Source organism: Litoribacillus peritrichatus (assembly GCF_039537985.1).
GTDB classification, from domain to species: domain Bacteria; phylum Pseudomonadota; class Gammaproteobacteria; order Pseudomonadales; family Litoribrevibacteraceae; genus Litoribacillus; species Litoribacillus peritrichatus.
Genome location: NZ_BAABBN010000012.1, coordinates 238,309 through 257,286 on the forward strand (window position 1 = coordinate 238,309; position 18,978 = coordinate 257,286).

An 18,978-nucleotide genomic window follows, 5' to 3' on the forward strand; every position below is an offset into this window, starting at 1 on the left:
TCAATAAGTACAGCGAAGAGTAGAATAGTTCGCATTATCACCGCATTCACTTTGTCACTCTCTGAGCCAGATCAAAAAACTCTTGATAATAAAAAAGGGCCTTAAAAAAAGCCCTTTCTATCCAAACAACAAAAATTCTAATAACTGAAACTTACTTGTATTCACCCCGACGAGAAGCGTCCAGATATTTTTGATAACGACCATCATCCTGAAGTTTTTTCAGGCCCCGATTAAACGCCTCTAACAAACGCTGAGCATTGGGCGACTTTTTAGAAAAAATCACCGAATAATTTCGGGATTTAAGCGTTTTCGGGTCTGCTGTGATTTTATCTGCCAGGTTCAGCTTGTTCAGAGTTTCATGACCCACTTCGGTATCTTCCAAAACAATATCTAAGCGGCCTGCCGCAAGTTTTTTATAATTACCTACGTCTTTACCAATGCGCTCAACCTTCAAAACGCCCTGCTTTTCAAGCTCTTCAATGCCATAAGCATAACCAATCACGCCGCCCATTTTGTATTTCGCCAGGTCTTCGGCCTTATCCCACGTTAACGGCTTGTCTTTAAGATGAAAAAGAGACGTACCCAACTGAGCAACCACATCCGAATACATGAAATCTTTCGCACGCTCTTCGTTGTACCCCCAAATCAATGTCCCCTCGAATTTACCGGACTTGGCATCTTCAAAGCCTCGCTTCCAAGGAAGGAACACATATTCAACTTCAATGCCTTCTTCGGCAAAAGCCTCTGTCACGATATGGGAAATATACCCATTGTGTTTCAACCCTTTAGAAAGGTACGGAGCCCATTCACCATTCGCCAACGTAATTTTTTCAGCAAAACTCAAATTAGTAACCAGCGCAAGCGCCATAAGCATGATAAAGCGTGACATTTTTCCTCCTTTTTATTCGAAAAATCCACCCTTATCAATATAGACAATACATTCAAACTAATGACAAATTCTTATAAAAATGCACACCAATGCCTCTATTTCATGTCCCATCCGGACTTGATAAGCAAATAGTTGGATTGGCAGAACCTCAAAACCCTACCCATACTGAATAAAAAGCCACAAATTTATGGATAAACAATGAGGCAAACCATGACAGGGACATCCAACAAAAACAAAAACAAAAACGCAGAACTCAGGCCACTTCGATTCATTACCGCAGCATCACTGTTTGACGGTCATGACGCAGCCATCAATATCATGAGGCGCCTCATTCAGGCTCAGGGTGTGGAAGTCATACATTTAGGCCACAACCGAAGTGTTGAGGATATCGTAAAAGCAGCACTGCAAGAGGATGCCGATGCCATCGCCATCAGTTCTTACCAAGGCGGGCATATTGAGTTTTTCAAATATCTTTACGATAAGCTGAAAGAAAGCGGTGCCAATCACATCCGAATTTTTGGTGGCGGAGGCGGAACCATCACCCCGGAAGAAATCCAGACCCTTCATGAATATGGCATTGAACGTATCTATCACCCTCAGGATGGCCTGAAAATGGGGCTGATTGATATGATCGAAGATGTCATCCAGCGAACCCGAAACAATCAAACCGCCATTGAACTCATTAACATAGCGCCGGACCTCAACATCAGCCGAACCCTTAGCCAGCTGGAAAACAACCACTTTACTGAACAAGAGCTAACTCAGTTAAGAAAGGAATGGCACACACAATCACAATCCCCGGTATTAGGCATCACAGGCACTGGCGGCGCAGGTAAGTCCTCTCTGACCGACGAACTGTTAAACCGGATAAGTGAGACGTTTCCCAACAAAAAAGTGGCCATGCTCGCCGTCGACCCAAGCCGACGACGAACCGGTGGAGCACTTCTGGGCGACCGAATCCGAATGAACAGCCTACGAAGCAACAATATCTTTATGCGCTCAATGGCTACCCGCCGGCAGAACTTAGCCACGAACGAAGTACTGAATGATGCAATCTCTTTTCTGAAAGCACAAAAGTATGACTTAGTGATCGTCGAAACTGCAGGAATTGGCCAAAGCGACTCCGCCATCATTGATTTAGTGGATGTTTCCGCTTACGTCATGACCAGTGATTATGGTGCAGCCAGTCAACTTGAAAAAATAGACATGCTCGATTTCGCCGACGTCATTGTCATTAATAAATTCGAGAAAAAAGGCGCACAAGACGCCTTAAGAGATGTGCGCAAACAATACCGGCGAAACCACAACGAATTTTCTGTTCCCGATGAAGCTCTTCCCGTATTTCCAACCATTGCCAGCCAGTTCAACGACCCAGGCATTAACTGGTTATTTGCTAATATTGTAGAGCTACTTGCAAACCAAGTGCCTATTGAAAACTCCAACAATAACAACACTTGGGCTCTGGGTTCAAAACCCCTACAGCAATTGCCAAAAGGCAATGCTTTAATTCCCTCAGAAAAAATAAGGTACTTAGCTGAAATCGCAGACCAAGGTGCTGCCATTAACGCATCCATTAATCAAAAAGCAAAAGCGGCCCACTTGGCTCAGCAGTATTATGGCAGTCTCAAGCTGCTGGAAGACCCCGAATTACCTCACCCACTCGTTCCCTACTCGGCATCACAAGTGAAAGACGACTCAATCGAGCCAGCCATCATTAAGTTGAGGAGTGGTTATCAGGAGGCTATTGCATGCTTAAGTCTTGAAGAAAAAAGTACCATTCAGCATTGGCCAAAGACACAACAAAGCGTAATCAACCCGGAATACAGTTACCAAGTCAGAGGAAAGTCCATCGTTGGCGAAAATTACCATACCTCACTGGCAGGCAACCCCATCCCCAAAGTTGCTGCACCCAACTATCGAGATTGGGGGGAAATTCTGACCTTCATCAGCAAAGAAAATTTACCGGGCTACTACCCGTTTACAGCCGGAGTTTATCCTTATCGCCGTTCAGGGGAAGATCCAACGCGCATGTTTGCAGGCGAAGGCACGCCGGAAAGAACAAACAAGCGCTTTCATTATATTGCTCAAGGCCAACCCGCTGCCCGGCTTTCAACCGCCTTCGACTCCGTAACTCTTTACGGCAATGATCCGGATGAACAACCCGACATATACGGCAAAGTAGGAAACTCGGGGGTTTCCATTGCCACCTTAGACGACATGAAAAAACTGTATTCAGGGTTTGATCTCTGCCTGCCCACAACGTCTGTCTCCATGACCATTAACGGCCCGGCCCCCATCATCCTCGCTTTCTTTATGGTCGCCGCCATAGATCAGCAAGTCGAGAAGTACATTTCAGACCAAGGCTTGTGGCCTGAAATGGAAAACAAAATAAAAGCCATTTTCAAAGAAGCCCCCCAACCGACATACCAAGGAGATATTCCCGCCAGCAATAACGGCCTAGGGTTAAAGCTTCTTGGAATCACTGGCGATCAATTGCTGGCGACTGAAGTTTACAATGAGATTAAAGTCAAAACCCTGAAGCAATTGCGTGGCACCGTTCAAGCCGACATTCTAAAAGAGGATCAAGCACAGAACACTTGCATCTTTTCCACTGAGTTTGCCATGCACATGATGGGCGACATCGAGCAATTTTTTGTCGATCATCAAATAAAAAACTTTTATAGCGTTTCAATCTCGGGTTACCACATCGCTGAAGCCGGAGCGAACCCCATTACTCAATTAGCGTTCACGCTCGCAAACGGATTCACCATCGTAGAATATTATTTAGCGAGGGGCATGCACATTGATGAGTTTGCGCCGAACCTGAGTTTCTTTTTCAGCAACGGTATGGACCCGGAATACACCGTCATAGGCCGAGTCGCTCGACGCATCTGGGCCAAAGCCATGAAAGAGCGATATGACGCAAGTGACAGCGCACAAAAACTGAAATACCACATTCAGACCTCCGGTCGATCATTGCACGCACAAGAAATACAATTCAACGACATACGAACAACGCTGCAGGCGCTGTATGCTTTAGTCGATAATTGCAACAGCTTACATACCAATGCATTTGATGAGGCCATCACCACCCCCACGGAATCTTCTGTTCGAAGAGCGGTTGCCATTCAACTTATCATCAACAAAGAACTTGGCTTAAATTATTGTGAAAATCCCTGGCAAGGCTCCTTTTTCATTACCCAGTTAACGGACCTTGTAGAAGAGGCGGTTTATCAAGAGTTTAAATCCATATCCGACCGGGGTGGTGTGCTGGGCGCGATAGATACCATGTATCAGCGATCCAAGATTCAGGACGAATCCATGCTTTATGAGCACAAAAAACACGAAGGCTCTTTGCCTCTTGTTGGCGTAAATACCTTTCAATCAAAAGACGAGACAAACACGACAGACACCATTGAGTTAATGCGTTCCAGTGAAACGGAGAAACAGCAACAAGTATCCGAATTAAACAAATTCAAGAACCGGCATAAAACACAATCTGCCTCTCGGCTAAATCAATTAAAAGCCGTAGCCAGAAGTAGAGAGAACACCTTTGAGTGTCTGATGGAAACAGTCAAACACTGCACGCTTGGTGAAATCACTCAGGCTTTGTATCAGGTGGGAGGCGAATATCGAAGGAATATGTGAACCCGGTTAATCCAGAGTAAAGCCTAGTCAAGCCAGCGGGGTTCTACCCAAAACGGGGTGTGATTGACTTCCGTCACCCAATTATCCGACTTTTGAGGCAGCGGGTATTTAATATTAATGGTTTTACGTTCAGCAAGACGAGCCCGTTTCACTGTTTTCTGGAAGTACTCCTTAAAGAGTGCGTGATAACTGCCGTCTTGTAATACCAGTAACAATCCGGTTTCAAACCGCTGTTTAAGCTCGGTATTGCTCGGGTTAAACCAATAGTAGACCTGAAACGGATACCTCAAAGTGAGGCCGGTTTCAACGCTCAGATTAGGAAGCTTGCTATTATTTGCTTCAACTTCGGCCCAAGCCTCATGCAGCCCCCGATGAAAATAATCAAAACGTTCATGGTTCAGCATATTAAGTAGCACTGAGGTATTGGCGGCACCGATCACAGGCAAATCATTCAGACCAAAGACTTTGAAATCCCCCCATTGACTACCAAACCCACCCACAAACCGCCTTAGATCGTCCAGACTTTCAACCTGATCAAATCGTCTCTGATCATTCTCACGAATAATAAAAACCCGATAACCCAACATACCGGCATGAATATCAAATGGAATATAGTCAAAGCTTTCCAGCAAATTATCTTTGGGCGGTAAATACAATAAATCCACTTGCTGCTGCTTTAGAAGTACCACACAGCGATCCTGACTGACGGTGGATGTTTCTTTGCGAAATGGCGTCACACGCGCATCACCGTATACCGGAGCTGTTTTCGCTAAAATCAGATTCGCTAAATCAATGCGAAATAAATACTTGGCTTTCTCGACCTGACAAACCCGAACCGGTGTAATAGAGCCGTCCTCATTAGGGAAAGCCATCGAGCTGTATAGAAAAACAACCACTAAAATAAGATACTGCATCGTAACAACACGCTCCGGTCAGATTTACTAATTCTAGACACCCTTTAGCCCTTATGTTAGTCCTTATGCTCAGCAGACATCGGTACTTCTTAATCCTGATGTCTTCGAACCTTTCCGGCACTCACTGAAAATTCTTTACTAAACGCCCGGGAAAAGGACGCCTCTGAATTGTAACCTACCGCTTCTGAAACCTCTGCGACGCTTTCCCCAGAACGTAACTTTGACCACGCTAACTGCATCCGCCACCATGTGACGTATTGCATGGCGGTCCAACCACAGGCTCTCTTGAATGTCTCCGCAAAAGTCGACCGGGACTGATTCGCAGAGCTTGCCAAGGCTTCAAGAGTCCAGGGGTAATTAGGCTGTTGATGTATGGCCTGAATCACTTTCGAAAGTTTTGGATGCCCATATAAGGCCAGAATTCCGGGCTCTTGAGGGTTGTGAATAAAATAATCCCGCAGCGCATAGGTAAATAATAACTCTGACAACCGATCCACTATTTCATCTGAAGCGGACGTCGGATGAAAACTTTCTTCAAGAATCAGATCCAACAAGTGCTTTAACCAAGGAGTTTGGGAGGAATTAGAAACAACAAACACTGGAGGTAAAACACCCAAAAGCTTCTGACTGCCCGAATGTTCAAACATCACTTGACCACACAACATGCCGACGCCAGAGCCAGGAGCGCTGTATTTTTTGTGTTGCTGAGGGCCGACCTGTTGACCAACCGGAACCATTTTATGAGGTAGTTCGCGAGGAAAAATAACCAAATCGCCGGCATTCAAAATACAAGACAAATGCCCAGGTACTTCCAGTTCGCACGCCCCCAAGGTTGCCATATGAAAGCAAGTATTACTTTGACTGTGCTCTCTGATTAACCAATCACCGCAGACTTTGGCATTATGATAAATAGTGACCTTTAGCCTAAATACACGAATCAACTCAGAAAAAGCATCCATATTCGGACTCTGCATCAACAAAAGCATACAATTAGACATTCATCATACGTCTTTATCAAACTATATTTATTCCTAAAGAACCCAACTCTCACGCGAACAGGAATAAAAAAATGACCGACTTTACTTTTCACGACTTAACCACTGCGACCGGTGAATCCAAAGAAATTCTTGAGCAGGTACAAAAAGGATACGGTTTCGTTCCTAACTTATTCGGGTATATGGCCGAAGCGCCCATCGCATTAAAAGCGTACCTGCAATTGAATGAGCTTTTATCAGAAAGTTCGATACCTGCGGGTCAGCTTCAAGTGGCACTGCTTGCCATCAGCAAAAAAAATGAATGCGATTTCTGCTCCACAGCGCACCATGCCATGAGTAAAAACTACGGTTCGAATGAACAAACCGTCTCGGCCATATTAAACGGCACAGACATTGAAGACCTTCAGGACAGAGTATTGGTTAAAACTGTAACCGCCATTCTGGAGAATAAAGGCTGGGTTTCAGAAGACCTGCTCAACACCTTCTTTGAGGCTGGCTTTACTAAACAACAGTACTTCGAGTTGATGGTCGTTGTTGCTATCAAAACCCTTTCCAATTACACCAATCATGTAACCAAGCCCGAAGTTAACCCCGAGCTGATCAAAATGATTGGTTAAACTGTTTACAAACCCCTGTCTGTTAGAGGTGAAAACAACACCTCTAACAGCATTAACCACGTATCTGCGCCGCAAGAAAGTCCCCGTCCTTGAAAACACTCTCACAAAAGCAATAATTTATAGTAAACTTCCAACCAATTTTATGGGACATCTGACCCTGTTAACATTCTCTGTACAGCCTATATTGGAGCAAGCTATGCCTTCGTTTGACGTTGTGTCTGAAATTGACATGCATGAATTAACTAACGCGGTCGATCAGGCAAATCGCGAACTGACAACCCGATTTGATTTCCGGGGCGTGGAAGCCAAATTTGAAGTGAAAGACACCGTCATCACAATGACGGCCGACGTTGAGTTCCAACTCAACCAAATGGAAGACATTCTTCGCGGGAAGATGGTCAAGCGAGGCGTTGATACAGGTTCTTTAGAAATCAAAGATCTTGTTGGTGCCGGAAAACAAGTAAAGCAAGACATCATTGTTCGCACTGGCCTTGAGTCGGAGCATACCCGGAAAGTAGTTAAGCTGATCAAAGACAGTAAGATGAAAGTCCAAGCGGCCATTCAAGGTGAGAAGGTTCGTATCACCGGCAAAAAACGAGATGACTTACAACAAGCAATGAGCCTTCTTCGAGAAGGTGATATCGGCATGCCTCTGCAATTCAACAACTTCAGAGACTAGAAGAGCTGCATTAATAGCCCCGAAGGAACAATCCGGGGCTATTACCTTTCTGTTATATTTCAAGGACATTCAAGAAACAAACTACATCGCCTGGATTAACATCACCCCAAACAACATAAACATAAGCTCAATAACTTCAAGAATTCCGCCAGCGGTATCTCCGGTCGTTCCACCGATTCTTGCCATCAAATACATACGAACACCCAAAAATACGAATAAGCAGCATATCAGAGTTACAAATAGCCAGGCACCAAACAGAGCAATTAAACCGATGGTTAATACCGCCAAGCCAGGCCAAACAATATCTTTCGGAGCATAATCCACCAACCAGCTACCAGACCCGTTTTCCCTGACATAAGGTGTCGTCAACAACACAACAGGCAAAAAAGCACGACCAATCAAAGGCGATAAAACCAAGACATACCAAAGCCCGTACTCAATGAGTGAATGTAACAAAGCAAACTTTAATAACAGAAGAAGCACCAAGGCTACAACGGCCACTGGACCGGAGGTAGGGTCCTTCATGATGCTAAGAATCCGCTCTTTTTTAAGATTCTTTTGTTCTTCAGGTGATCCCTCAGAATGTAAGCTGTGGCCCGCCATGAATGCATCTACAGAATCGGCAAAGCCGTCTAAATGAAGAGCCCCTGAACAAACTACCCATACGATTAATAAGAATGCAGCCAGAACTGGAGATGCCATACCTTGAAAGAAATATGAAACAGTAAATAATACACCACCAATTATCGCCCCCACCAAGGGATAATAAATCAACGACAAACCCACAACTGTCTCATTTGGGTACGATTTAAATCGTACCGGAAACACAGTCAAAAATTGCAGTGCCGTTAAAAAAGCCTGAAAGTGCATGACAGAGTTCTTCATTTTTTGCACGATTAAACCATTCCAACATCGGACCAAACAGCGAATTCATTATTGCTTGGGTCTGTAAAATGAAATCTTCGCCCTCCCGGGAATGTAAACACCGGTTTAACGATCTTTCCGTCCGCAGACTCAACTTTGGCCAACGTTTTTTCCAGGTCACCACTGTAAAAAACAACCAAAGCACTGCCTCTGGCAACAGATGCATTTAATGTCGACTTATAAAAGCCGCCATCTAAGCCCTCATTCGAAAAAGCAGTGTACTCGGGGCCGTAGTCCGTAAAAGACCAATCAAATACTTTGGTAAAAAATGCCTTAGTGGCCTCAATATCTTTGGCAGGAAACTCGACGTAGTTTATTTTTTCATGGTGATTCATCTGTTCAATCCCTTGCGTATATTTAACGTTCAACATTACTTAACAAAAGAAGCGGGCTTTTCAATTTCGTAAATTGCCTCTGTAATGGTTTCCAGTTTATCCTCCAACACAGAACGCGCATCGTACAAGCCTCTATTATAGTAATAGGCCCCCACTTCTTCAGAAAAGAAATCCAATAAAAATTCTGCATCGAACTGACCAAGATCCTGATCCAGTTCCTCATTAAAATACATCTGTAACTTTCTTACGATAATTGCTTTTTCATCCTTGGAGAATTCAATTTTCGACATACTGCTCATCCTTTGTATTCTATTTGCGAAGCACACTACTCTGCTTCACAAATAGAATACAAGATATAAACACAGAAAAAACGTTCAGTTAATTCTGAAACATCCCGGCCAAATCTTCATAATCCAGCTCACTGATTCCTAAAATTTCAAACACGCACCCTTTCATTCGATCCCACTCAGTTTGATCAGAACTGTGCACCAGCTGAAACTGCTCTTCCGCAATGTTCTCTGCAATTTTGAGTAAAGCGAGTAAAGTTTGGGTTTTATCATCTGCCACCTGAGATTTACAAAGTATGTCCTCACTAAAATGATGCAGCCGAATGACTTCACAGACAGAGTGATCAAGGTTTAAGCCTTTAGCGATATAGAAACCAATAGTCGCGTGATCACATTTGAACAGTTCATCTTCGCGGGCAATCAGTGACTTTCCATCCAACTCTTTAATCTGATCAAAGTAATTGGGATGTTTTTGCCATAAGAATGGCATACCTGCGTTATGAAGAATGCCCACGCATTGCGCTTCATCCACCAAGGGGATATTTAATTGACGCGCCAGTTCAGTGGTAATGTCGGCCACTTGTTTACTGGTTTCCCAGAAATCTTCAAAGTCCCATTGATGAAAATCCCCGTGCTTCGCCATGATGAACATCACTGCTTTAATCATAATCATCAAGCGTTCCCCTCCCAGTTCATCAATGGCTTCCTGAATGGAGGTTTGTGATAATTCCGAGCTTTTCTGAAAGGAGTTGGCCTTTAAGACACTTAAACAAAGAGCCGGGTCTGCCATAAGCAACTCACTCATTGCCTCAGTGTCTGGATAAACAGAGCTTATGTTGGAGAGTAAACGGGGTTTAACTGGAAAGACGATCCCTTTTAGTTGATTAACCGCATCATCAAACAATTCAGACACAGGATCTAAAGCCATTAAGCAGCACCTTTCTTACTAAAGGGTTTCCAGCTCCCAGACCGGAGCCGACTCAAGCGATACTCAGCCACTGAAATCAGGGCAGCGTTTAATAACAATAGTAGTCAATATCACCAAATTAGATACTATCTGCCATCGCATAAAAATCCCTTGTTTAAAACTCCCCCCTTGGGTCACCTAAAAAAGGGGGATGATCACAAGAATGCAACCAACAGAATATAATTTGTGCATTGTCAGCGTTCAAAGAATCAGAACCATATTTCTTTATAAATCATAGCCGGAAGCTGATTTCTGTTTACTTTACCTGATTTCAAATTCACACTCTGCCACCTAAAAGAACACCGCCTCCATTCCGAAGTGGTGTTAAAGAAGTCACATCCAACGGGCGTATGAATTTTATTTAGATAATTTCGATAAAAAATCTATAAAAATTTTGTTAAAACCCTGTATACTTGCTCGAAATTTTTTCGACGCTAATTTTTTGATAGAGTAAAACAATGGCAGATTTATCACATTACAGAAACATTGGTATCTTCGCGCACGTTGATGCGGGTAAGACAACTACAACTGAGCGTATCCTGAAACTTACGGGTAAAATCCATAAGACAGGTGAAGTACACGACGGTGCAGCGACAACTGACTTCATGGAACAGGAAGCTGAGCGTGGTATTACCATTCAGTCGGCAGCAACGACTTGTTTCTGGAAAGATCATCGCATGAACATCATCGATACTCCTGGACACGTTGACTTCACTGTTGAAGTTTACCGTTCATTGAAAGTATTGGATGGTGGTGTTGGTGTATTCTGTGGTTCTGGTGGTGTTGAGCCTCAATCAGAAACTAACTGGCGCTATGCTAACGAATCTGAAGTTGCTCGTATCATCTTCGTAAACAAGCTAGACCGTATCGGTGCTGACTTCCTGCGCGTAGTTGGTCAGGTTGAAGACGTTTTGGGTGCAAATCCACTTGTAATGACGCTTCCAATCGGTCGTGAAGACGAATTCGTTGGTGTTGTAGACATCCTAAGTCGTCAAGCTTTCGTATGGGATGACTCTGGTCTTCCAGAAAACTACGAAATCAAAGAAATTCCTGCAGACATGGTTGATCAGGTAGAAGAATACCGTGAGAAACTAATCGAAACTGCAGTAGAGCAAGACGACGACCTGATGATGTCCTACATGGACGGCGAAGAGCCTTCTATAGAAGACATCAAGCGTTGTATCCGTAAAGGTACAATTGCTCTGGACTTCTTCCCTACTTACTGTGGTTCTGCGTTCAAGAACAAAGGTGTTCAGTTGGTACTTGACGCTGTTGTTGATTACCTACCAAGCCCAACAGAAGTTGATCCTCAGCCATTGACTGACTCAGAAACTGGTGAGCCTACTGGTGAAGTGGCAACTGTATCTGCAGACGAGCCACTACGTGCACTTGCGTTTAAGATCATGGACGACCGTTTCGGCGCCCTGACCTTCATCCGTATTTACTCTGGTGTTCTTGAAAAAGGCATGACAGTTCTTAACTCATTCACAGGTAAGACTGAGCGTATCGGCCGTATGGTTGAGATGCACGCTGATGACCGTACTGAGATCGATCGCGCTCAAGCGGGTGACATCATGGCCGTTGTTGGTATGAAGAACGTTCAAACTGGTCACACTCTATGTGATCCTAAGCACGAATGTACTCTTGAGCCTATGATTTTCCCTGAGCCAGTAATCTCTATTGCTGTTACTCCTAAGGACAAAGGTTCTACAGAGAAGATGGGCGTTGCTATCGGTAAAATGGTTGCAGAAGATCCATCGTTCATCGTTGAAACAGACGAAGAAACTGGCGAAACTATCCTTAAGGGTATGGGTGAACTTCACCTAGACATTAAAGTTGACATCCTTAAGCGTACTTACGGTGTTGAACTAGAAGTGGGTCAACCACAGGTTGCTTACCGTGAAACAATTACTACGCCTCTAGAAGACAGCTACACGCACAAGAAGCAGTCTGGTGGTTCTGGTCAGTTCGGTAAGATCGACTACCGCATCAAGCCTGGTGAGCCAGGTACAGGCTTTAAGTTCTCTTCAACAGTTGTTGGTGGTAACGTTCCTAAGGAATTCTGGCCAGCAGTTGAGAAAGGTTTTGAAATGATGATGGCTGAAGGTCCTTTGGCTGGATTCCAGGTTCTTGACCTTGAAATTGAATTGTTCGACGGTGGCTTCCACCCGGTTGACTCCTCTGCAATCGCGTTTGAAATTGCAGCGAAAGGTGCATTCCGTCAATCTATGCCTAAAGCCGGACCACAACTTCTTGAGCCTATCATGAAAGTTGACGTGTTCACGCCTGAAGACCACGTTGGTGACGTAATCGGTGACTTGAACCGTCGTCGCGGCATGATCAAAGATCAGGAAGCTGGCGTAACAGGCGTTCGTATTAAAGCAGACGTTCCTCTATCAGAAATGTTTGGCTACATCGGACACCTACGTACTATGACTTCAGGTCGTGGTCAGTTCTCGATGGAATTCTCACACTACATGGCATGTCCAAACAGTGTTGCTGAGAAAGTAATCGAAGAAGAGAAAGAAAAGAAAGCAGCTAAGAAGTAATTAACTTCTAGGTCGCTTCAAAAAGAAAAGCTCTGCTGGTGAAAACCAGTAGAGCTTTTTTAATGCCTGGAACTTTTATGCCAGATGCTTACTTCACCATCAACGAAATCGCTTTGCCTTGGCTGCGCCGTGTTCTTTTCTCCGCTTCATTGCATTAATTAGAATGATTTCTTTCTGTCCAGCGTCCGCCCCACCCCAGGCTTTGATTTCCTCCAACGTTCGAAAACAGCCAAGACAAACATCTTGCTCATTCAAACAACAATTGCGAACGCACGGGGAATTAACGGAGGACGAATCGACAAAAGACATAGTTGCGCCTGAATAGCATGCACTCTGCCCTAATTTTAGTCTCGATCAAGACAAATTGCGTATTAGCCCAACTCAAAACTCGTGACACCAAATACGCCATCCAAATTGATGTCGGGTGTTGACTTGGTATACATCCGAGCTGTTTCGAAAACTTCAGTCATATTATATTTTTGGGCTAAAGCCATGCCATGATGATTAATAGCAGGGACATCCAAATAAATCGATTCAGACTCAGCAACGTTAGCCTTAAGCGCCAAGTATAAAGCTTCGGCAACTTCGGGTGTTGTAGAAAAAAGAGGTCCAATCTTATACCCTTCCCTGCACTTTCTAATCATCCCGTAGCCAGTAACTTCTTCACCCGCACGGTGAACAAACGCACGACTCTCCGGTAAATTTAACCATGCTTTCAGAAAGCCTGTGCGAGCAACCGGAAAATAATTTCGATCGAACGCAAGCAGCGAATCAAACATTTCAGACGAGTATTCAGACACGGCAGGGTCATTACATTGCTTGCCAATAGATTGGTTTCGGTTTCCGCCACACCCTTGAAACCTGATATTAGCGTACGCATATTCGAAACCGGACTTTTTATAATTATTCTGCTGTTCGACTACCCCATCTAAGCCAACATTACACCCATGCAAATAGTCCATCCCGGCCTGCCAGATTTTAATACCATAGCCTTTGCCCCGATGTTCGGGCTTTACAATATAAAAACCCAAAAAACCAAAAGAATCGTCGTACCTCACAACGGAAACAGACCCAATAACTTCTCCGTTTAACACACCAACCAAAAAGCCTGTTGGGTCGGTATCAAAAAATGCATTGAGATCGTGCAAACCGGGGTTCCAGCCTTCTTGAGCCGCCCAATCAATCACTTTAGCAAGATCTTTACGTACCATTTTACGAATCTGAAAGTCCATAACTACGAGCCTGTTTGGATGTAAACTATTGGGTGAGTGCTTCTTCGGGCACAACTACTAAGGTATCAAGCATCTTATAAACCTCGGAAAACCTCGGTCGATCCCCCATTGATGGTTGCATGCAGTCATCCCTAAGCTCGCTTAATGCAGCCTTTAAAGCAACCGCCTGCTCTCCATGCGCGGAGTAAGACAACTTCAATAAATCATCAAGCAAACAGCCTAAAGCTCTTATCTCAATGCTTTCCATCGCTTCTTTTTGTAGTACAGACAGTACCGATAAGTCTGAAGCCGCGCCAAAGTCCCCAAATAACATGGACGCATTTGAATCAACCATAGTGTTATGAGCATATACATCGCCATGACTCACAGATTGAGAGTGCAGATGAGCCATCGCATCAGACATCTGTAACACAATTTCCACAATATCTTTCAGCTCAATTTGTGTACCGGCTTTAAAGGTATCTCTTGTGCATGACACCAGAGAAGGAGGCAAGCCTAAATTCCCGTATGTATCTGGAATCAATTCCATCACCAAACCTAACTGGCCTTCATCTGAAATTTGAGCAACCACTTTGATTAGATTGTTATGTTCACCCGCAGACAAACAGCACTTCAACTCGTCTTCAGGATAACCATCGCTGGTAACCTCGCCTTTAAATAACTTCACTGCCACAAAAGCACTCGTATCTTTCAGTGATTCTGGCTGATTAATCCACTCGGCACGATATATAACCCCTGAAGCCCCTTCGCCCAGTTGCTCCTTCAAAGCCAAGTCTTGTAACCCAACCTGAGTGACAGAGTCTGACATATGAGAATTATGCTCATTAGCGGCTTGCAGAGGATTACCCTGAAACGCAAGCCAAGACAACTTGGGAAGCTGAAACAACCAATCCGGTAAGGAGGTTAACTGATTTGCTGAAATACGAGCCAATTCAAGGTTTTTACAATTCGCCATAGAATCAGGCAAACGGGTTATTTGGTTGCCTGCCAAGGCGAGTTTCTGAAGTCTATGCAGCTTACCCATTGAGTCGGGCAAAACTTTAATTTGGTTATTGGTCAGAATTAACCATCGCGTTTGCTCTGGTAAAGACTGCTCTGAAACGGTTTTAATTTGATTCGACTTGAACCCGATCATTTCCAAGTTAGGGCACTGAGACAACACCTCCGGCAAATGATCAAACTTATTATTTGCCATGAAGAGGATTTTGAGTTGTTTCAAACGACCAAAGTCGTCTGGCAAAGCACTTATATTGTTGTTCGATAAGTCCAGAACTTCCAAAGTCTCGGACAGTTCCAGGATTTCCAGAGGGAACTCCAATAAGCCCTCTGCCAACTGTAAACGAGTTATTCCAAACAACGAGCCAGACTTCAATTGGTCTAAAGTATGCAAAGTGTTCCATCCAAACTAAATTAAAAGAGCGCACATAATAAAAAACTGAGCGGTTGAATGGAATCAATGATTAAAGGAAGCCACATGAAAGTCATTAATGCTCGACTGAGAGGAATGGACGGTCTTTACAGCTTGAACGTTCATCAAGGGAAGTTTTCAAGCATCGAAGCACAATCAGGCATAATCCCCGCAAGCCCGGAATCAAAAGCAACTCAACTCATTGATGCTCAGCAAAATCTGGTATGCCCTCCTTTTGTCGAACCTCACATCCATTTAGATGCCGTTTTAACTGCGGGTGAACCAAACTGGAACATGAGCGGCACATTATTCGAAGGCATTGAAAGATGGTCTGAACGAAAACCTTTACTAACCCCCGAAGACATTGAGCGAAGAGTACTAAAAGTACTGGAGCTACTCATCAGTCACGGCGTTCAATACATTCGAACCCATGTAGATGTTACCGACCCGAGCCTAACAGCCCTCAAAACCATCGCTCAAATAAAACGCAAAGTTGCGCATAAAATTCATCTTCAAATTGTGGCCTTTCCGCAAGAAGGCATTTTGTCATTTCCCAATGGCAAGCAATTAATGAAACAAGCCATTGATGAAGGCGCTGATGTGATCGGAGGCATTCCTCACTTTGAGTTCACCCGGGAATATGGCGTCGAATCGATGCACTGGGTGGTGGACTTAGCAAAACAACATAATCTTTTAGTGGATGTCCACTGCGACGAAACAGACGATGGCTCCTCCCGGTTTTTGGAAGTTTTGGCCACCGCCGCCCTTGAAACCGAAATGAAAGACAAAGTAACCGCCAGCCACACCACCGCAATGCACTCGTACAACAATGCCTATTGTTCAAAACTGTTTCGTTTGCTCAAAATGTCAGGCATTAACTTTGTTTCCTGCCCGACAGAAAGCATTCATCTTCAGGGGCGCTTTGATACTTTTCCTAAACGCCGAGGAGTTACCAGAGTAAAAGAACTTACCGAAGCAGGAATGAATGTCTGCATGGCTGAAGACTCCATTCAAGACCCTTGGTACACCCTGGGTAACGGAAAGTTATTAAGGGTTCTGGATGCAGGATTGCACATATGCCATATGATGGGTTACCAACAACTGTCAACGGCTTTAGACCTGATCACGGTCAATGGAGCAAAAACACTTCAAGTCATCACCGAGTATGGCATTGAGATCGGTAAACCAGCGAACTTCATCATTCTTGAAGGAAGCTCAGATCTAGACGTCATCCAAAAACAAGGGGAAGTGCTTTGGTCGGTTCGTGAAGGGGCGATTCTTATCGAACGAAAACCCGCTCAACTGATCCAAAGAACCACATTCAGTGATGTGTTCGAACCATAGGCCGATCTGTATAATTTCTCAATCTAAACGAGTTAAACACCTTTCTGTCACTTCAACCCCAACCGCTCAAGATCACAAAACAGGTCTTTAATAAACGAATATTGATATAAAGCCACAGCAAAGCGATCAAATAGTAAACAGATGAAGTGACCTTGAATCGGCAGAAATTACTCGTATAATGCGCCCGACAAGCTGAGGAACCGAGCAAATTTTACTTGGCCCCCTTCTACCCACTACGAAGAGACCCACTTTAATGCTGAAATCCTTTCGCATGATCAGTCTGATTGAAGGACTATCCCTCGTTGCACTGGTATGTATTGCCATGCCCGCAAAATACATGTTCAACAATCCGTCGCTGGTTCCCTATGTCGGCATGACCCATGGCGTACTTTGGCTAATATATCTGGTGATGTCTCTCAGCGCATCCCATAACGCAAAATGGTCTGTCGGTTATTGGCTGTTTACCCTGGTCTTATCTGTAGTACCCTTTGGTTTTATTGTGCTTGAGCTTCAACTTAAAAAATCAATCACTGCTCAAGAAGGCAGCGAGTCGCCAGAACTGACTTAATGAACCTAAAAAGAGGCCCACTACATTGCTGTACTGGGCCAAATGTCTGTATCCCTTTCTTACATTCTTTCTCAAAAGCAACGAGCTAATCCGTCGAAGAGTCTGGATCAATATTAAACTGATTAAACACCAGCGAAGTCCGATTCTGGTCAACAAGAATCTGCTTGTCAGACACCTTAAAAACGCCATCGCTCAACCAACCACGAATCTTCACCTCTTCACCATTCGGCAAACGCACTCGTAAAATAACCTCTCCGCCGGTAGCGACCGTTAACTCGTCACTTTTGTACTCTTCTTCAAACTGATAAAGTCTTGAATAGTCAGACAGTCGAAGTGCTTCGATTGCCTGAAACATCGCCCCCTGATAGGGTCTGAACTCAGGTTCGTCAAACTGCTTCCGCCAGCGCTCTGAATTAGTGAAATACGGTATGAGAGCGGCGAGAAACTCTGAACTTCTGCTTTGCCGTATTCCCTCAATGCGTTCTAAAGCCACCTGATAAGGTAATCTCAGATCACCACGAGCAAACACAAAGGCGTGGTCACCGCTGGCCTGCATGATTAAATCAGGTAGAGACAGCTCCGAGTCAATCAGGATGTATCCCTCGCGATACGCATCCATCACAGGCGTCGAGACATCGCTATACGCCTCAAGCGGATACAACTCACCCATAGAGTCATAAGTCCTCTTGGTATGTTGCCAAATGTCCAGTTCTTCACCTTGAAAGTGAACGCTGATGATCTGTGGAATCACCGGCTCATGGGGGAAAAACTTGCCCAAAATCATCCAGGTGGTCGCTTCTTTAAAAGAAAATTCACCTCTTTCGTTGGTCTGCGTTGTCTCTTCTATATCCTTGTTCACCCACGTAAAGTGGTATTTTCGAGTAACAACCGCATCAGCAACCGGCTCTCCCTGATATTTTACAACCCCCTTCACTTCAGAAAAAAGCGAAACGGTTAATCCTTTATTTGCATTATTCCCGGCAAACACATTCATCCCTAGAAGCAATGATAATGCTAACGTTAAAAATCGCTGTAACCTGAATTCTCGAAACAATGGAGCCTCGAAGATCGACAAGTAATATTTTTCAGAGAGTAACTGCATTTAGCAAGGATATCAAAAGCCAGCAATCCATTAAGTAGACACGGCCCACAAACCTTTAAAGAGATCATTAAATCCGTTATAACCTACCCACTAAAATCATCAAAGCGCTTGCACAAATAACAACACCCGTTAAAAACAATCCACAAACCCGAAACCTAAGGTCTTCTTTGATCCTGCTCACGCCAAAAGCATGAGAGCATCGAGCGACTAAAAAAGTGATGCTCAGGGCATGAATCCACATCGCATTGGTATTTTCGATTTCAACAAAATAAATCAATAAAAATGTGAGCGGCACATACTCCGAAAAATTACCATGCACCCGAACGGCACGCTCCAGCTTTTTATTCTCACCTACCCCAAAAGCAACTTTATAATGCCGCCGAATCCATATCACCCGAGCACTTAAAAATACAAAGAACAAGCCAAAAACCGCAGCATACAAAGGCGTAATCAACACTTTAACTCCTTATTTCAAATTAATAATTTTCATCCAAAGAAAAAATATATTCTTTTCATAAAG

General features: G+C 44.1%; 18 protein-coding genes. 6 read left to right on the forward strand and 12 right to left on the reverse strand.

What is annotated here, in order from left to right; genetic code table 11:
* Window positions 1-151: 151 nt before the first annotated feature.
* Window positions 152-889 (reverse strand): substrate-binding periplasmic protein, encoded by a 738-nt coding sequence (locus ABD744_RS17550; protein ID WP_344799859.1) that lies wholly within the window; start codon window positions 887-889, stop codon window positions 152-154.
* 210 nt (window positions 890-1,099) lie between these two features.
* Here ABD744_RS17550 and ABD744_RS17555 point away from each other — a divergent pair, with 210 nt between their 5' ends.
* On the forward strand, window positions 1,100-4,537 hold the full coding sequence (locus ABD744_RS17555; protein ID WP_344799860.1) for a methylmalonyl-CoA mutase family protein: 3,438 nt from the start codon (window positions 1,100-1,102) through the stop codon (window positions 4,535-4,537).
* Window positions 4,538-4,560: 23 nt separating this feature from the next.
* Here ABD744_RS17555 and ABD744_RS17560 read toward each other — a convergent pair whose 3' ends face one another.
* Together ABD744_RS17560 and ABD744_RS17565 are read right to left on the reverse strand one after the other, a co-directional pair.
* On the reverse strand, window positions 4,561-5,451 hold the full coding sequence (locus ABD744_RS17560) for a hypothetical protein (RefSeq protein WP_344799861.1): 891 nt from the start codon (window positions 5,449-5,451) through the stop codon (window positions 4,561-4,563).
* Between the two features lie 89 nt (window positions 5,452-5,540).
* Window positions 5,541-6,449 carry an AraC family transcriptional regulator gene (locus ABD744_RS17565; protein WP_344799862.1) on the reverse strand — a complete coding sequence of 303 codons (909 nt, stop codon included), beginning with the start codon at window positions 6,447-6,449 and terminating at the stop codon, window positions 5,541-5,543.
* Between the two features lie 71 nt (window positions 6,450-6,520).
* On the opposite strand from ABD744_RS17565, the gene ABD744_RS17570 reads away from it, so the two are divergent.
* Together ABD744_RS17570 and ABD744_RS17575 are read left to right on the forward strand one after the other, a co-directional pair.
* Window positions 6,521-7,063, forward strand: a complete 543-nt coding sequence (locus tag ABD744_RS17570) for a carboxymuconolactone decarboxylase family protein (RefSeq protein WP_344799863.1) — start codon at window positions 6,521-6,523, stop codon at window positions 7,061-7,063.
* 196 nt (window positions 7,064-7,259) lie between these two features.
* Window positions 7,260-7,742 carry a YajQ family cyclic di-GMP-binding protein gene (locus ABD744_RS17575; protein ID WP_344799864.1) on the forward strand — a complete coding sequence of 161 codons (483 nt, stop codon included), beginning with the start codon at window positions 7,260-7,262 and terminating at the stop codon, window positions 7,740-7,742.
* Window positions 7,743-7,823: 81 nt separating this feature from the next.
* On the opposite strand, the gene ABD744_RS17580 is transcribed toward ABD744_RS17575, so the two are convergent.
* The 4 genes from ABD744_RS17580 to ABD744_RS17595 form a co-directional block, all read right to left on the reverse strand.
* Window positions 7,824-8,627, reverse strand: a complete 804-nt coding sequence (locus ABD744_RS17580; protein ID WP_344799865.1) for an adenosylcobinamide-GDP ribazoletransferase — start codon at window positions 8,625-8,627, stop codon at window positions 7,824-7,826.
* Between the two features lie 11 nt (window positions 8,628-8,638).
* Entirely contained in the window at window positions 8,639-9,001 is a 363-nt protein-coding gene (locus ABD744_RS17585) for a VOC family protein (RefSeq protein WP_344799866.1), read from the reverse strand.
* Between the two features lie 35 nt (window positions 9,002-9,036).
* A complete protein-coding gene (locus tag ABD744_RS17590; RefSeq protein WP_344799867.1) occupies window positions 9,037-9,291 on the reverse strand; it encodes a DUF2164 domain-containing protein in 255 nt (84 codons plus the stop codon).
* 88 nt (window positions 9,292-9,379) lie between these two features.
* Window positions 9,380-10,216 (reverse strand): HDOD domain-containing protein, encoded by an 837-nt coding sequence (locus ABD744_RS17595; RefSeq protein WP_344799868.1) that lies wholly within the window; start codon window positions 10,214-10,216, stop codon window positions 9,380-9,382.
* A 497-nt stretch (window positions 10,217-10,713) separates the two neighbouring features.
* Between ABD744_RS17595 and fusA the strand changes: the two genes are divergently transcribed.
* Window positions 10,714-12,804, forward strand: a complete 2,091-nt coding sequence (gene fusA / locus ABD744_RS17600; protein WP_344799869.1) for an elongation factor G — start codon at window positions 10,714-10,716, stop codon at window positions 12,802-12,804.
* A 99-nt stretch (window positions 12,805-12,903) separates the two neighbouring features.
* On the opposite strand, the gene ABD744_RS17605 is transcribed toward fusA, so the two are convergent.
* The 3 genes from ABD744_RS17605 to ABD744_RS17615 all read right to left on the reverse strand — a co-directional run bounded on the left by ABD744_RS17605 (window position 12,904) and on the right by ABD744_RS17615 (window position 15,426).
* Window positions 12,904-13,113 carry a DUF1289 domain-containing protein gene (locus ABD744_RS17605; RefSeq protein WP_344799870.1) on the reverse strand — a complete coding sequence of 70 codons (210 nt, stop codon included), beginning with the start codon at window positions 13,111-13,113 and terminating at the stop codon, window positions 12,904-12,906.
* A 62-nt stretch (window positions 13,114-13,175) separates the two neighbouring features.
* A complete protein-coding gene (locus tag ABD744_RS17610; protein WP_344799871.1) occupies window positions 13,176-14,036 on the reverse strand; it encodes a GNAT family N-acetyltransferase in 861 nt (286 codons plus the stop codon).
* Window positions 14,037-14,061: 25 nt separating this feature from the next.
* Window positions 14,062-15,426, reverse strand: coding sequence for a protein kinase (locus tag ABD744_RS17615; RefSeq protein WP_344799872.1), 1,365 nt, complete (start codon window positions 15,424-15,426; stop codon window positions 14,062-14,064).
* 84 nt (window positions 15,427-15,510) lie between these two features.
* Between ABD744_RS17615 and codA the strand changes: the two genes are divergently transcribed.
* Both codA and ABD744_RS17625 read left to right on the forward strand, forming a co-directional pair.
* Window positions 15,511-16,788 carry a cytosine deaminase gene (codA, locus tag ABD744_RS17620; RefSeq protein WP_344799874.1) on the forward strand — a complete coding sequence of 426 codons (1,278 nt, stop codon included), beginning with the start codon at window positions 15,511-15,513 and terminating at the stop codon, window positions 16,786-16,788.
* Window positions 16,789-17,041: 253 nt separating this feature from the next.
* Window positions 17,042-17,356: a DUF3817 domain-containing protein gene (locus ABD744_RS17625; protein ID WP_344799875.1), complete on the forward strand. Its 315-nt coding sequence runs from the start codon at window positions 17,042-17,044 to the stop codon at window positions 17,354-17,356.
* Between the two features lie 85 nt (window positions 17,357-17,441).
* Here ABD744_RS17625 and ABD744_RS17630 read toward each other — a convergent pair whose 3' ends face one another.
* Together ABD744_RS17630 and ABD744_RS17635 are read right to left on the reverse strand one after the other, a co-directional pair.
* On the reverse strand, window positions 17,442-18,458 hold the full coding sequence (locus ABD744_RS17630; protein WP_344799876.1) for a DUF6795 domain-containing protein: 1,017 nt from the start codon (window positions 18,456-18,458) through the stop codon (window positions 17,442-17,444).
* 76 nt (window positions 18,459-18,534) lie between these two features.
* The gene (locus tag ABD744_RS17635; RefSeq protein WP_344799877.1) at window positions 18,535-18,915 is read right to left on the reverse strand and encodes an MAPEG family protein; all 381 of its coding nucleotides are present in this window, start codon (window positions 18,913-18,915) and stop codon (window positions 18,535-18,537) included.
* Between the last annotated feature and the right edge of the window lie 63 nt (window positions 18,916-18,978).

What these genes read in the sequence shown, in the direction of transcription:
- ABD744_RS17585 (WP_344799866.1), bottom strand. Translation starts at nt 9,001, where the DNA reads ATGAATCACCATGAAAAAATAAACTACGTCGAGTTTCCTGCCAAAGAT.
- ABD744_RS17550 (WP_344799859.1), bottom strand. Translation starts at nt 889, where the DNA reads ATGTCACGCTTTATCATGCTTATGGCGCTTGCGCTGGTTACTAATTTG.
- ABD744_RS17565 (WP_344799862.1), bottom strand. Translation starts at nt 6,449, where the DNA reads ATGTCTAATTGTATGCTTTTGTTGATGCAGAGTCCGAATATGGATGCT.
- ABD744_RS17555 (WP_344799860.1), top strand. Translation starts at nt 1,100, where the DNA reads ATGACAGGGACATCCAACAAAAACAAAAACAAAAACGCAGAACTCAGG.
- ABD744_RS17595 (WP_344799868.1), bottom strand. Translation starts at nt 10,216, where the DNA reads ATGGCTTTAGATCCTGTGTCTGAATTGTTTGATGATGCGGTTAATCAA.
- ABD744_RS17575 (WP_344799864.1), top strand. Translation starts at nt 7,260, where the DNA reads ATGCCTTCGTTTGACGTTGTGTCTGAAATTGACATGCATGAATTAACT.
- ABD744_RS17625 (WP_344799875.1), top strand. Translation starts at nt 17,042, where the DNA reads ATGCTGAAATCCTTTCGCATGATCAGTCTGATTGAAGGACTATCCCTC.
- ABD744_RS17580 (WP_344799865.1), bottom strand. Translation starts at nt 8,627, where the DNA reads ATGAAGAACTCTGTCATGCACTTTCAGGCTTTTTTAACGGCACTGCAA.
- ABD744_RS17610 (WP_344799871.1), bottom strand. Translation starts at nt 14,036, where the DNA reads ATGGACTTTCAGATTCGTAAAATGGTACGTAAAGATCTTGCTAAAGTG.
- ABD744_RS17560 (WP_344799861.1), bottom strand. Translation starts at nt 5,451, where the DNA reads ATGCAGTATCTTATTTTAGTGGTTGTTTTTCTATACAGCTCGATGGCT.
- fusA (WP_344799869.1), top strand. Translation starts at nt 10,714, where the DNA reads ATGGCAGATTTATCACATTACAGAAACATTGGTATCTTCGCGCACGTT.
- ABD744_RS17590 (WP_344799867.1), bottom strand. Translation starts at nt 9,291, where the DNA reads ATGTCGAAAATTGAATTCTCCAAGGATGAAAAAGCAATTATCGTAAGA.
- codA (WP_344799874.1), top strand. Translation starts at nt 15,511, where the DNA reads ATGAAAGTCATTAATGCTCGACTGAGAGGAATGGACGGTCTTTACAGC.
- ABD744_RS17605 (WP_344799870.1), bottom strand. Translation starts at nt 13,113, where the DNA reads ATGTCTTTTGTCGATTCGTCCTCCGTTAATTCCCCGTGCGTTCGCAAT.
- ABD744_RS17570 (WP_344799863.1), top strand. Translation starts at nt 6,521, where the DNA reads ATGACCGACTTTACTTTTCACGACTTAACCACTGCGACCGGTGAATCC.
- ABD744_RS17630 (WP_344799876.1), bottom strand. Translation starts at nt 18,458, where the DNA reads ATGCAGTTACTCTCTGAAAAATATTACTTGTCGATCTTCGAGGCTCCA.